The sequence below is a fragment of the Paenibacillus sp. B1-35 genome (assembly GCF_050474385.1).
GTDB classification, from domain to species: domain Bacteria; phylum Bacillota; class Bacilli; order Paenibacillales; family Paenibacillaceae; genus Paenibacillus_B; species Paenibacillus_B alvei.
The window spans coordinates 43,303-56,463 of sequence record NZ_JBCHVJ010000004.1 but is presented as its reverse complement, the minus strand read 5'-3'; the positions used below and the strand labels follow the sequence as shown (position 1 = coordinate 56,463).

Genomic DNA, 13,161 nt, shown 5'->3' with positions numbered 1-13,161 from the left:
ATCGATGTCCCCTTTTTTTTGAATAGGAAAATGTTGTTATTCGACTGGTGAAATCGTATGATCAAGTAGTAGCCGCAAACTAGAAAAAAGGTGGCGCCATTCGGTGTCATCTTTTTTTATTTCCGCCATATAATCTAGCAATAGGTAATAGAAACAGGGACAAGTTCACGCTTGAATGCATTACGAAAGGGAAGAAGGAGACGATGATAATGATGAATGGCAAGTTAAGAACGTTAATGATTACGGCGCTGAGCGCCTTGCTTGTTCTGGTTGGAAGCTTAGCCTCCGTTGATGGACGTTCGTCAACGGAACATGTTGCATATGCTTCATCGGGGCATGTTCAGGATAGCAATCTATCATCCAGCTCTCATACATTGGAATCTTCCAGTGACCCAACTCCTGAATTGTCTGCAACTGATTCCTTACATTTCGCGGGTCAGCGAGTTGGCGTTGAAGCGGCGGCTGCGCCAGTTCTAGTAAGCAGCAAGGGCAAATCCGAGGTGCCTGCCAATAAGCCGGACAAGGTTGTGTATTTGACATTCGATGATGGCCCTAGCATACATACGAAGGATGTACTCGATATTTTGCAGAAAGAGAAGGTGAAGGGGACATTCTTCGTGTTGGGACAGCAGGCAGAACGGAATCCGAAGCTGGTGGAGCGTATTGTGCAGGAAGGCCATGCGCTTGGCAATCATAGCTACAATCATGAGTATTCAGAGCTGTATGGCGATTTCCGGAATTTCTGGAGTCAGATTAAGCGGACTGGGCAAATTATTGAGAAAATCGTTGGTTTTGAGCCCGAATTAGTTCGTGCGCCTGGCGGTACTTTTTTGAACTTTGATAAGCAATATTTCGACTTGATGAATCAAGCGGGGTATCTCGTATACGACTGGCATGTAGACAGTGGCGATTCTAAGCGGCGCGGCGTTCCTGCCAAGGAAATTGTGCAAGGGGTGAAGGACGGGGGATTGCTCCCGTCAACTGTTGTGCTTATGCATGATGGAATAGGGAATGGGGAGACTGTAAAGGCACTTCCAGAAATCATTCGTTATTATAAAACAAAGGGATATACATTCGATGTGCTTTCTTCCTATGTAAAGCCCGTGCAGTTCAAGCTAGCTGCCAAAAAACGCTGGTCTAGATCACCTGTAAGCACTGCATGGATTGAGGCAAATGTGAAACCGATGGAGACGGCGAATCATGATAAGCAGCCAAAGCCAGAGCAGAAGCCGAAACCAAAACCAGATACGAAAGCAGACGGTACAACGGATCCGAAGGTGAATCCAAAACCAGCAGAGCCCGTAAAGTTGGATAGGCTGCTGAAGATAACGACGGATCAAGGGGAGATCGAGTTCACTCCAGATCAATTTATGAGCTATCAGGATCTTACCTATGTTCCATTGCGCATGCTGGTAGAGCGCCTAAATGGTTCGGTAGAATGGAACACGGAATGGGAACGAGTAAATATCAAGTGGAATAACACCACAGTTGGCATAAATGTACGGGCGGGCAAGCTGGAATTGATAGGGCAATCAGGCGAGGATGGGGAAGTGAAGGTGCAGCCTCTCCAAGTCGTGACACAGAAGTATGTTTCATGGGTTCCTTTGCGGCAAGTGCTGGATGCATTCGGTGTGAAGCTGACAAGCTATACGCTTTCCCCGATCGAATTAACAGATAAAAATAAGCAGGAATAGAGCTCTCCATTAGAATTAGGTTCATTTTGAAGCAGATCCAATTGAAAGAATGAAAGATTCAAGATGATGTAAGAGATTGCGGACATGATAGGTTTGAAAACTAGCAGCTTGGGCGACACTGATATATAGAACGGCCCGGGACGATGACAGACGTGCAGCTGCACGCGGGAATCGTTCCGGGCTTTTTGTCGTGTTGTTGTCTATGAATGTGCAGAAGAATAAGAATCATATAAGCAAGTCAGGGTTGATAGTGGTTGATAGGGAGGGAATCATATGACGAATGAATGGATTGCAGGAAGCGGGCAGCGTCCGCAGGCGGATAACGATGTATGGATGACGGAGTTCGCGCAGCGGGGTTGGGTTTCTTATCTTGAGCGCATGGAACAAGTCATTATCGGCAAACGAGAGGTCGTGAAAATGGCAGGGATCGCGATGCTGTCAGGCGGACATATATTGCTTGAGGATGTGCCAGGCGTAGGGAAGACAGTGCTTGCACGTGCGCTTGCGCGGATTACGGGCGGAACCTTCCGCCGCATTCAGATGACACCGGATATGATGCCGGCAGATATTACAGGCAGTATGGTATGGGAGCCAAGCACGGGTGAGCTGCGCTATAGTGAAGGCGCCCTTCAGGCAAATGTTGTGCTGGCTGATGAATTGAACCGTGCCCCTGCCCGGACACAGTCTGCTCTGCTTGAGGCAATGGAGGAGCGCATGGTTACAGTGGACGGCACAACACGTCCGCTGCCGGATCCTTTTATGTTGATTGGAACTCAAAATCCGCATCATTTTGAAGGAACTTATCGCATGCCGGAAGCGGAAGCTGATCGGTTCATGATGCGCTTGTCTATCGGGTATCCGCATGCTGAGCAGGAAGCGGATATGCTGCTGCGTCATCAGGATGAGCAACCGCTGCTACGCCTGAAGCCGCTTTGGACTCCAGAGGAATGGCGCTTGCTTGTACGGCGTGTTCAATCCGTACATGTGGATGAGGTGCTGTGCCGCTATATGGCGGAGCTGGCGCTCGCAACTCGCGTCCATGAAGCAACAACGCTTGGTGTCAGTCCACGAGGGACGCTCGCCTTAATGCGAGCCTCACAGGCGCATGCATGGATTGAAGGCAGAACCTATGCGGTGCCGGATGATGTACAAGCGGTGGCCGTTCATGTGATGTCTCACCGTCTGCTGCTTCAGCCGCAGGCCGTTCGAAGTGGCGTGCTGGCCGAGGAAATTGTGCTTGAGGTGCTTCAGCATACTGCTGTTCCTGGCTTCCCCACTGGTTCTGTGAGCAGAAGAGCTGGGGGAGGGGGCTCCAACGCTTCGGCGGCCAAGGCGGGACGATCAAGGCAAGGAACTGCCTATCGCGCTTCGGATTCCAGAGGGATGTCTATTCCTCCTGTTTATGGAGCTGAGTCGACTCCTCGCCAAGCTGACAATCGAATATGGTTCGGAGGATTATTTCGATGAAGCAGGCGCTGCGATACCTATTTACAGTTGGCGGATGCATTGCGTTAGTATGGATGGGAGTTGTACGCGCAAGCGCTGCGGGATTTTTTCTTGCAGCCATACTAGCCGTCATGCTGATAAGCAGCATTCGTTTTTATTGGATAGGGCAGAGACTGCGCTCCATTCGGGCTGAGCATCAGCCATTAAGCGCCAAGCAGGGAAATGGAGAAGATATGATCTTTCACGTCACCCTTAGGCTGGATCGGCCTTTTCCCGTATTATGGCTGCGTGTAACGGAGTTTTGGACGCGAACCGGAGGCGAGGGTGGGACATGGATGTGTCGGAGGTTACTGTTCCCCCGCCGCCGCCGGGCATTAGCATTCACCTCGTCGTTTGTCGGTGCTCCTCGAGGTGTGTATGAACTGGAACGTATTGAGTTCCAGCACGGGGATTTGTTCGGCTGGTTCAAGCATCACGTCATCATTCGCCCGATAGCGGATACGGCTCCTATCTGTATTATGCCGCCAGCGATGACCCAGTCGAATATATTCGTAAGCGAGCAGGCGTGGCAGTCCAGCCAGGGAAGTACTGGTCAAGAGGCGGACGACTGCGGCGAAGGACTGTATGATCAGGCATCCAATCCGATGATTTTGCCAGAGAGCGGCCATATCGCAGGAAGCATTCCCAACACACAAATTGCTAGCGGCTATCGAAGCGCGGAGCTGCGGGCATTCCGCGCTGGCGATCCTTTGAGATCGATTGATTGGAGAGTGTATGCGAAACGGCGAACGCTATCGGTTCGTGTTCCTGAATCAGGCCAGCGCGAACAATGGGATATTGCTATTGATGATTCCTTGTGGCGGTTGGAATGGAATCTGAACACGAATGACAAGAACAAGAATGGCGAGAACAGCAAGAATGCTATGGATGATGGTGAAAAGAAAAACGAGCGTAGAAAGCTTGTACAGAAGATGGAGGAGACGCTTGCTGTTGCAGCATCCCTTATTCAGCGTGAAACAGAAGCCGGACGTACTGTTCGATTAATATGGATCAGCGACGGTATGATTGTACAGGGAGCTCGAAATGCCATGATCGCATTGGCGGCTGAACAGTTGGGCACACGGAAGGAGATGCGGTGGCTGTATGACGAGACACTTCCCAGCTCGCTTCACTCGGATACATCGGTTCATAGGCGGCTGGCAGTTGTGAGCGCGCAGCGGTTTTCCCAAATGCGGGGGGCTGTTACGTCTTTTGCAGGTTTAGGTCAAGTCGATCAATGGTTGCATGTGGATGACTGGCAGATGGAGAAGGTGGGAATCGGTGCTCCTCGATCCGTTAGAAGTACCGAGAAACGTACGGAAGTGACATCCGCCGAGGCGATGAACAGAGAGGCCCGGATGTCTGATGGGCAAATGAACGATAGTGGAAACCGAGGTGAGTATCATGTATATTCCGATAACTGGACGTCAGCGCAAGGATAACGGACGCTCACTGACTTCAGAAGCCGCTGTGAGCGTCCGGGGGACCTGGTTGCTGCGCTGGAAGGCAACTGGCTTCACGGTGCTGCTGTACGCTTTGTTCGCAGAATGGTTCTATCCGCTGCAGGAGGTAGGACGAAATATTGATTTGAATGATGTACGTCCTTTTCTTGTTGCGGTAGCCATCTATTTGCTTATCGGCCTGATCATTCGCAGCTCGGTGCTGTCTACCCTGCTGTATGGCATGGTTGCTCTCGGGACAACGGCTTGGATGTTTGGATCGATTCGCGTTCTCCCTCATACTTCCGATTCTTGGTTAGCCGGAGAGGGATTTGTTCGTTCTCTGCTAGTAGGACTGGCGCGAATCGCGTCAGCGCTTCGTTCTGACATTAATGGCTGGGTGGATGGGAAATGGCTGCATACAAGCGGGGAGTTTCGGACTTTGCTGCTGCTGATTGGGTGGGCGATGTTAGCTTCCTCGATTCAATCCCTTATGCTCAGCCGCAGAACCGTTCTCTTTTTTACGATATCGACGATCGTGTACTTGTTTGGCTTTGAATGGGGATTCGGACTTGATGTGACAGGTTCGATCGCACGTACAGTCGGCTGGGGACTTCTTCTATCCGCTTCGCTCTACTTGGATGAGCAGCTTGGATCGGATACAGAACATTCACGAATAGGGCAATGGCCGCTCAGATGGCTGGTATGCGCTCTGCTCCTGTCCCTAGCTGTTGTGGGCTTGGCAGAAGGAATGAAACAAGTGTATCCCTGGCCGAAGCCGTCTCCTTTCGCTTCATTTGCAGCGTTGACGCAGTCCCTGTCTCCCGAACAATCGAGGGCCCGAGCAGGCGGGGGGAGCCGTGCACAACGTGATGCCATCGGTCAGCTAGCGGAGCATAACCGCTCGATCGATAAAATAACAGGCTACAGTATGGATGATTCGGAGCTCGGGGGCTCGCTTCAAGACAATGATACAGAATGGTTCACCGCAATATCCCCTGAGCCAACGTATTGGCGGGGAGAAAGCAAGTCGATCTACACAGGCCGGGGCTGGGAGTCGTCACAATCGGCAATAGAGCGTCTTGATGTATCGGGGGCATTGCAGCCGGAACATGCGGACACGGCTCAAGGATGGTCAGCGCCTTTCCAGCAGACAGTCATATGGAAGTCGTTCCGTCCTGCCTATCCATTGTTGTTCGGCGGGATTCCCGAACGAATAACTTCTTGGTCACCGCAAGCTGGTGCGGGGGGAGCGTTATCTGCTTCACAATCTTTTATACGCTTTGATTCTGCATCTGGGAGATATAGCACGGATACAAGCATGGCAGAAGGACAATCAGAAGCGATTCCCTTAACTTATCAATACGATACGCGAGTATTTCGATTCAATGCAAGTCTGCTGCGGTCATCTGCCGAAGGAAATTGGCCGGAAATGGTGGGCAGAGATGGATTGCAGTTGCCAAGCACCTTGCCTGATCGGGTGCGCGAGCTTGGAAAGCGGCTTGCTGAAGGGGCGGACAGTCAATATGACAAGGTTCGCAACGTGCAGCAATTTTTACAGCAGGAATATACCTATACTAAGGTGAACACGGCTGTGCCCCCGTCAGGGCGAGATTTCGTCGATTATTTTCTTTTTGACGCTCGGCAAGGATATTGCAATCACTTCTCGACGGCCATGGCTGTACTGCTTCGCACACAAGGGATACCCACCCGCTGGGTGAAGGGATTTGCGCCGGGAGAGGCTACCTCGCCAGGTCAATACTCGATAAAGGGTGTAGATGCGCACGCTTGGGTGGAAGTGTATTTCGATGCAATAGGCTGGGTGCCGTTCGAAGCGACGCCGCCCGTTGGAGTGCCAGGAGGGGATGCAGCATCCAATCCGGATGTTGTAGCGGCATCGGCAATCCAAGCGGGAAGTGAATCCGGAGAAGCCATATCCGGGAGCGAACAGAAGCTATCCCAATACCGTATAACACCTGAGGTAGCTGCTCTGCTGAACAATCCTCCTGAAGCGGATACAGGAAGAAGTTGGGACGTTGTTCGATCCATAAGCAGCATAATAGCGCGTTGGTGGAATATCGGTATCCAGAGTATCAACACCTATTTGGCAAATGAATGGCTCGCACTTCGGCATCTCTCAGCGGATTGGAAGGCGATCGTGGAGCGGGAGGGTACGGGGACGGCCATAATGGTGGTTAGTTACCACGTAGTTACTCGTATGCCGCTGCTTCTATGCAGCGGTGCTGCCGGGGTTCTATTGCTTCTGTTCGCGATACGCTATATTTCGAGACGCCATGCACTACAGCGCAGGCTGCGGAGGCTTGTTCAAGCTCAGCAGAATCAGTTTCGCATGAGCCGGGTACAGGAGATGGGGAGTATCGCTTGGATGCTAGTTGAGCGGAAGTATGGCGCGAAGCCTTGTGGAATGACATGGACGGAATATGTCAGCCAGACAAAAATGTCTAATCGTACAGGACAAGAACATCGCGAGGTTACCATAACGGAACGTGTTGACGCGGGACAGTCGCGTGAAGCTATCAGCCAATTTGTGTCCGCTTGCAACGTCCTGTTCTTCGCAGGCAGACCTACTGATCAGGCGGTTCAGCAGCAGTTTATTGACGGTTGCAACGGTGTGCTTCGAGACTGTGCAAGAGAAAAGAAAAGATGCGGATGCCAATAAACCGACCATCACCGACAATAAACCGGCTAAATCTAATGCAGACCGAATAGAAACCCACCTCAAAACAATGAATGAATGATGAATCTTCCCATATCGGGGAGGTTCTTTTTTTATAGGAAGACACCTGAGCGAAGGGGATAATCGTGAAAGGGGAGCAACAGATGATGATTCACCCGCATAAAAACAGAGTATGACACGCTTGCCAGCCGCATTCATTGTCCCTGCCCAGAAGACATCAGCAGGTGGCGAGAGACCAAACGCGGGCTTGGTCTCTCATGATTTGCCCACAGTTGGATAATGGAGCAGTGTAATATAGCGGATGGCAACATTGGTGTTGTTCGTATACGTGTGGTTCTCATTCGCGGTGAAACGAAGCGCCATGTTCGGCTCAAGGGTATAGGTTGCGCCGCCAATGCTGACTTGAAGCTGCCCGTTCATGACACAGATAAATTCCTCAACCCCCTCGTAATGCGGTTCTGAGGTATAGCTGCTGCCAGGTTCAATGACGACACTGTACACTTCAAATCCTTTGTCCTGCTCGAACGGGAAAATCGGATATGCCCGATATGCGCCTTCTTCCTCTACCAGGGGAGTTGTCTCTTCCATGTGGACAACAGTAACATTTGGCGTGGATTCCTCCATTAGGGTGGCAAATGAGATACGAAGGCCATTCACAATTTTCCATAGTACGGAAATGGTTGGGTTCGATTCTCCGCGCTCGATTTGCCCCAGCATCCCCTTGCTGACTCCGCTCATCTCGGACACTTGATCAAGGCTTAAGCCGCGTGATTTCCGTATTTCTTGCAGATTCTTGCCGATTTTCTTATGTATCGGTTCTTGCATTGGATACTCCTCTCTGGTTGTCTATACGATCTATTCCAAAATCATACAAATCACCATATACAATATAACGCACATTCGTATAATATATTATACAGGAAAAAGTTAGAAATATTTGCTGCTTCTATTGTAAAAAAAAATCGAGGAAGGGGCAATCGGTTTATGACCCAAACGATGATCGGATTAGTAAAGGCAGAGCGCAAGCCTGGGGCAGTTCTAAAAGAGGTGCCTATACCTACTTATGGACCCCATGATGTGCTTGTTCGAGTAAAAGCTTCATCGATATGCGGGACAGACGTCCATATTTATAAGTGGGATGATTGGGCGGCCCGCACGGTCGTTACACCTAATGTATTTGGACATGAATTTGCGGGAATCGTCACTGCTGTCGGCAGTGAAGTGACGAATGTGAAGCCAGGGGATTACGTGTCTGGCGAGGGGCATGTGGTCTGTGGAATGTGCAAGGCATGTCGAACAGGCAATGCGCACGTGTGCGCGAATACGCGCAGCTTCGGCATTACGATCCCGGGCTGCTTTGCAGAATATGCGGTCGTACGGGACAGCAACATTATCCATAATGATCCAAACCTGCCTCCGCATCTTGCTTGTCTGCAGGATCCGCTTGGCAATGCGGTACAGGCCGCACTATCCGGGGACATTGTCGGTAAGAGTGTTGCAGTTATCGGCGTTGGTCCGATTGGAATGATGGCGATTGCGGTGGCGAAGGCGTGCGGCAGTGGAACGGTATTTGCCGTTGACATTAATCCGTATCGGTTGGAAATGGCAAAGGCAATGGGAGCCGATGTTGTCATTAATAGCGCGGAAGAGCCGATGGTCGAGAGCTTGATGCAGCATACAGGCAGCGAAGGCGTCGAGGTCGTGCTTGAAATGTCAGGTCATCCTGGAGCGATTCGCGATGCTTTGAAAGCGGCTGCACAGGCAGCGCGCGTATCACTGCTAGGCATACCTACACAGGAAGTGCCATTCGACCTGGCACGGGATATCATTTTCAAAGGCCTGCATATTGAAGGCATTACAGGACGGCGCATGTTCGATACCTGGTATCAAATTAAGGGACTGTTGAGTCGTGGTCGCTTGAATTTAGAGCCGCTCGTGACTCATCATTTTCGGCTTGATCAATATGAAGAGGCTTTCGAACTGATGGCTTCCGGCAAATGCGGAAAAATTGTGTTTTCCCATGACAGGGATCAAGCGATATAGCTGGCGCAAATGCAATGTATGTAATATCAAATTTAGGAGGTTGGCAAAATGGCAGGGTTTGAAGTGATTGAAGGACTGTTGAACAGCCTGAAGGAGGAAGGTCGCTATCGCCCGCTCTCTGTATGGGAGGGAGGCTCGGATTCCTGGATGACCTTGCAGAATGGTCGACGCGTACTGCAAATGTCCTCGAACAATTATTTGGGATTAACGAAGCATCCAGCGCTCAAGCAAGCCGCTATAGAGGCTATAGAGGCTTATGGGGTTGGAGCAGGCTCCGTTCGCACCATTACAGGAACACTCGACATTCACGACAGGCTGGAGCGGCGCTTGGCAGAATTCAAGGGTACAGAAGCAACGCTTGTATTCCAATCCGGATTCACAACAAACCAAGGAGTGCTATCTTCAATTCTGGGTCCAGATGATGTAGTTATTAGTGATGAGCTGAATCATGCGAGTATTATCGATGGCATCCGACTGACAAAAACAAATAAGAAAATATACGCCCATAAAGATATGAATCAGCTTGAAGAGGCGTTGAAGGCATCTGGCTCATTTCGCCAGCGAATTGTTGTGACGGACGGCGTATTCAGTATGGATGGCGATATAGCTCCGCTGCCTAGCATTGTAGAACTCGCAGAACGTTATGATGCGCTCGTCTATGTCGATGATGCACATGCAAGCGGCGTGCTTGGCAAATGCGGCAAAGGCTCCACGGATCACTTTGGATTGCACGGGCGCGTGCATATTCAGGTAGGAACCTTATCGAAGGCAATCGGCGCAGTTGGAGGCTATGTGGCAAGCTCTCAAGTACTGAAGGATTACTTGACTCACACGGCGCGTTCTTTCTTATTCAGCACCTCTCTGCCGCCATCTGTCGCCGCAACTTGCCTTGCTGCGATTGATGTTCTTCAGAATGAACCAGAGCTAACTGAGCGGTTGTGGAGCAATGCGAATTCATTCCGTATGTCTTTGCAGCAGGCAGGCTTCGATACGGGTGAGAGCCAGACACCGATTATTCCGATTATCGTTGGTGATCCTGCTCGTACAATGGCATTTTCACAGCGATTATTGGAAGAGGGGATATGTGCGCAAGGCATTGTATATCCCACAGTCGCACTGGAACGTGGGCGTGTTCGCTTGATTGTGACGGCTCAGCATACAGCGGAGGACTTGGTTTTTGCGCTTGAAGCGCTGAAGAGAGTGGGCAGTGAATTTGGCATGATCTAATTTCAAAACACCATTTATGAAGCCAGTCGTCGAAATTCAATTGGCGACTGGTTATTTCATTTTTTTGAATGTGATGAATGCAATTTCGAAAGGTCAGCTCAGCGATAAGCTCACTCTTGTTGTAAATGCAAAAACACCTCCAAGGTTGTCTCTATATCTTCCGATATTGAGCATTTTCTTGAAGGTGTTTTGATTCATTCCACTCTATGGGGTCAGTCCAATGTTATTTTTTCACCACTGCTTTCAAAATATCAGTCATTTGCTCTTTTGTCATATCCGAATGGGTAGTAATACTGTAATAGTATTTGCCGGTACCATACCAAAAAACATATCTGTTAACAGGTTGGCCAGTAGTAGGCGGCGTTTCGTAACTGAAACCTTTCAGCTTGGAAAATTCCTCGTCGGCCGTATACTGATTGAAGATTAGCGTGTCTTTGCCATTCGTATATTCAAGACGGATGCGTCCCGGCTCTTTCCAATCAAGCTTTTTCGTGTAAACGGGTTTACCGCTCTTTTTACCTTCGGCTCTCAGATCATCAAAGAATTTTTTCTCGATTTCGCTTTTTATGTTCGCAATTGGATTTTCAATGACCGCTTTAGAAAACGTATATCCCTCCGGCAAGTTGGAAGGTTGCTGCAAGATGGAGCCGTTCAAAGTAGAAGCCTTTTTAACGTAATCCTTATAGGTTGAGAATTCCAGTTTCTTGCCAAAAGGTTCAAATTCCAGTCCGTTGTTCAGGTTCTTGTATTTGAAATACATGATGTAAAGATCACCCGGTTCCTTGGGCAGTTCTCTCACTCTCTTTCTCTCACTTGCGATAAACTCTCTTTCATCCGCAGGTATAGCTTTGGCTGCATCTTCCGCTTTTTTAATAGCTTTCTCCATTTCTTTCTTGTAAAGCTCTCGATCCTCGCGATCGATAACCCCCGCGGGATAGATAATATCTGGCTCATGATTCACAGCAGCGTTTGAACCCTGTTCCGATTTTACGGAAGCCGCTTGTGGTACGCTCTCTGCCTTGCTTTCCTTTGCATTAACCAACGTCACGCTACCAAGCGTGAGAATCGTCGCCAACCCTAGAATGGATAGGTGATATGATTTTTTGTTAAATTGTTTGATCATTGTAAGTCTCCTTTTCATTTGTTTGTGCGTGGCTGACAAGCCGGCAAGTCCCGGTTGAGGACGGTATCCTGAAAAATGCTCTAGCACATGGATAATCGTCTGCCCATATGCATTGTTTTGCTGCGGACTCATCCGATCCAGCACACATGCATCACAGGCCATCTCCTGATCCTCTCTCGCTTTATGTACGGCAAGCCACAATAATGGATTAAACCAATGGAGGATCAGGATGATGAACATAACCCAGTTCATCGCCACGTCCCGCCGCCGGATATGGGCGAATTCATGCGCCAGAATATACTGAAGTTGATCCTTTTTTAACGTGATGAGCAGACTTGGAGAAATGACGATCGCAGGCTTAATAAAACCGACCACGGCAGGTCCTGAAATCCTTTCAGAAGCCACGAACTGCACTTTGCGCTTGACATCGAACAACTGCTTCGTCTCGTGAAACGATGCCGATAAATAAGGTGTTTCGATAGGGTGCCCTGCTCGCAGAGCTTGTTTCAATCGAAGCTGATCGAATACCGTTTTGGCGGCAAAAAGCAGAACACCTGCAAGCCAGATGAGCATCAAGACATCGGCAAAGTTCATTTGCTTGATCCTATTCCACCCCAAGCGGCTCTCTTGTACGGTTCCAGATTCATGAGGTGGATTCGATACGATAGTCTCCCGTATAGGGCTGTTTTTCTCCGAGTTGAAAGACCGCTTTCCATGAACTTCTGCTTCGTTTTTTCTCCCAGCATCTATCCAATATTCGCGCCAAGCTGATGGATCTTGAGTCTGCTGATGAATACCGGGTACTATGGCTTCCAAAGATACAATATTGTACAAGCTAAGTGAAGATTCCGGTGCCCAAGGGAGCAGTAAACGAATCGCCACAGGAATCCAAAGTAAATATTTCCACCGGGCTTCAAGCTTGTTTTTCAGTAGAAATTGCAGGATGAGTACAAGTACGACCAGAATGCTGGCCATGAATGATCCGCGAATCACCCAGCCAAAAACCGACAACAAAGTTGGATGTATGCAAGGACTCATCAGGGCTCTCTCTTTTCTTCACCGTCGCTGCGGTTTTCGTCAAATAAAGCCTTCAGATCTTCGATTTCCTGCGCATTTAGCTTTTTATCCTCCAAAAAATTAGCTAGCATCGGCTTTAATGCCCCGCCATACAGTTTTTTTATAAAAGATTTGGTTTCGGATTGCAGATATTCCTGTTCGCTGACAACAGGAAAAAAGAGTCGGGTACGCTTTGCTCTCCTTTCAAGCTTGGCACCTGCCGCTCCCTTCTGCACCAGCCGACTGAGAAGCGTCCGGGTCGTATTCGGGCTCCACCCCATGTGATCCGTCATTTGTTTTACGACTTCACTGGAAGGGCAATCTGGAATCGTCCACAACACGCGCATAATTTCCAGCTCTGCATCCGTAATGGGTGGGATTTGGTTCATGCATGAA

At 49.6% G+C, this 13,161-nt stretch carries 9 protein-coding genes; 6 read left to right on the top strand and 3 right to left on the bottom strand.

Translation table 11 applies throughout. From position 1 onward, the window contains the following. The first annotated feature begins 209 nt into the window (after positions 1–209). The 4 genes from ACQ5BJ_RS14535 to ACQ5BJ_RS14520 all read left to right on the top strand — a co-directional run bounded on the left by ACQ5BJ_RS14535 (position 210) and on the right by ACQ5BJ_RS14520 (position 7,298). Positions 210–1,694, top strand: a complete 1,485-nt coding sequence (locus tag ACQ5BJ_RS14535) for a polysaccharide deacetylase family protein (protein WP_430111119.1) — start codon at positions 210–212, stop codon at positions 1,692–1,694. A 273-nt stretch (positions 1,695–1,967) separates the two neighbouring features. Beyond that, positions 1,968–3,161 carry an AAA family ATPase gene (locus ACQ5BJ_RS14530; protein WP_005543210.1) on the top strand — a complete coding sequence of 398 codons (1,194 nt, stop codon included), beginning with the start codon at positions 1,968–1,970 and terminating at the stop codon, positions 3,159–3,161. Next, the gene (locus ACQ5BJ_RS14525) at positions 3,158–4,621 is read left to right on the top strand and encodes a DUF58 domain-containing protein (protein ID WP_430111116.1); all 1,464 of its coding nucleotides are present in this window, start codon (positions 3,158–3,160) and stop codon (positions 4,619–4,621) included. Before ACQ5BJ_RS14530 ends, ACQ5BJ_RS14525 begins: the two co-directional genes overlap by 4 nt. After that, positions 4,584–7,298 carry a transglutaminase-like domain-containing protein gene (locus ACQ5BJ_RS14520; RefSeq protein ID WP_430111113.1) on the top strand — a complete coding sequence of 905 codons (2,715 nt, stop codon included), beginning with the start codon at positions 4,584–4,586 and terminating at the stop codon, positions 7,296–7,298. The genes ACQ5BJ_RS14525 and ACQ5BJ_RS14520 overlap by 38 nt, the downstream gene beginning before the upstream one ends. A 273-nt stretch (positions 7,299–7,571) precedes the next feature. Here the strand turns inward: ACQ5BJ_RS14520 and ACQ5BJ_RS14515 are convergent, their stop codons facing one another. Next, complete coding sequence (locus ACQ5BJ_RS14515; protein WP_005543205.1) at positions 7,572–8,141, bottom strand: helix-turn-helix domain-containing protein; 570 nt, start codon at positions 8,139–8,141, stop codon at positions 7,572–7,574. A 159-nt stretch (positions 8,142–8,300) separates the two neighbouring features. Here ACQ5BJ_RS14515 and tdh point away from each other — a divergent pair, with 159 nt between their 5' ends. Next, positions 8,301–9,359: an L-threonine 3-dehydrogenase gene (tdh, locus tag ACQ5BJ_RS14510; protein WP_430111109.1), complete on the top strand. Its 1,059-nt coding sequence runs from the start codon at positions 8,301–8,303 to the stop codon at positions 9,357–9,359. A 48-nt stretch (positions 9,360–9,407) separates the two neighbouring features. Continuing rightward, positions 9,408–10,586, top strand: coding sequence for a glycine C-acetyltransferase (locus ACQ5BJ_RS14505; RefSeq protein ID WP_430111106.1), 1,179 nt, complete (start codon positions 9,408–9,410; stop codon positions 10,584–10,586). Between the two features lie 223 nt (positions 10,587–10,809). Here the strand turns inward: ACQ5BJ_RS14505 and ACQ5BJ_RS14500 are convergent, their stop codons facing one another. Together ACQ5BJ_RS14500 and ACQ5BJ_RS14495 are read right to left on the bottom strand one after the other, a co-directional pair. After that, positions 10,810–12,747, bottom strand: coding sequence for a M56 family metallopeptidase (locus ACQ5BJ_RS14500; RefSeq protein WP_430111103.1), 1,938 nt, complete (start codon positions 12,745–12,747; stop codon positions 10,810–10,812). After that, positions 12,747–13,154, bottom strand: coding sequence for a BlaI/MecI/CopY family transcriptional regulator (locus tag ACQ5BJ_RS14495; RefSeq protein WP_005543200.1), 408 nt, complete (start codon positions 13,152–13,154; stop codon positions 12,747–12,749). The genes ACQ5BJ_RS14500 and ACQ5BJ_RS14495 overlap by 1 nt, the downstream gene beginning before the upstream one ends. Positions 13,155–13,161 lie beyond the last annotated feature (7 nt).

What these genes read in the sequence shown, in the direction of transcription:
- ACQ5BJ_RS14535 (WP_430111119.1), top strand. Translation starts at nt 210, where the DNA reads ATGATGAATGGCAAGTTAAGAACGTTAATGATTACGGCGCTGAGCGCC.
- ACQ5BJ_RS14530 (WP_005543210.1), top strand. Translation starts at nt 1,968, where the DNA reads ATGACGAATGAATGGATTGCAGGAAGCGGGCAGCGTCCGCAGGCGGAT.
- ACQ5BJ_RS14525 (WP_430111116.1), top strand. Translation starts at nt 3,158, where the DNA reads ATGAAGCAGGCGCTGCGATACCTATTTACAGTTGGCGGATGCATTGCG.
- ACQ5BJ_RS14520 (WP_430111113.1), top strand. Translation starts at nt 4,584, where the DNA reads ATGTATATTCCGATAACTGGACGTCAGCGCAAGGATAACGGACGCTCA.
- ACQ5BJ_RS14515 (WP_005543205.1), bottom strand. Translation starts at nt 8,141, where the DNA reads ATGCAAGAACCGATACATAAGAAAATCGGCAAGAATCTGCAAGAAATA.
- tdh (WP_430111109.1), top strand. Translation starts at nt 8,301, where the DNA reads ATGACCCAAACGATGATCGGATTAGTAAAGGCAGAGCGCAAGCCTGGG.
- ACQ5BJ_RS14505 (WP_430111106.1), top strand. Translation starts at nt 9,408, where the DNA reads ATGGCAGGGTTTGAAGTGATTGAAGGACTGTTGAACAGCCTGAAGGAG.
- ACQ5BJ_RS14500 (WP_430111103.1), bottom strand. Translation starts at nt 12,747, where the DNA reads ATGAGTCCTTGCATACATCCAACTTTGTTGTCGGTTTTTGGCTGGGTG.
- ACQ5BJ_RS14495 (WP_005543200.1), bottom strand. Translation starts at nt 13,154, where the DNA reads ATGAACCAAATCCCACCCATTACGGATGCAGAGCTGGAAATTATGCGC.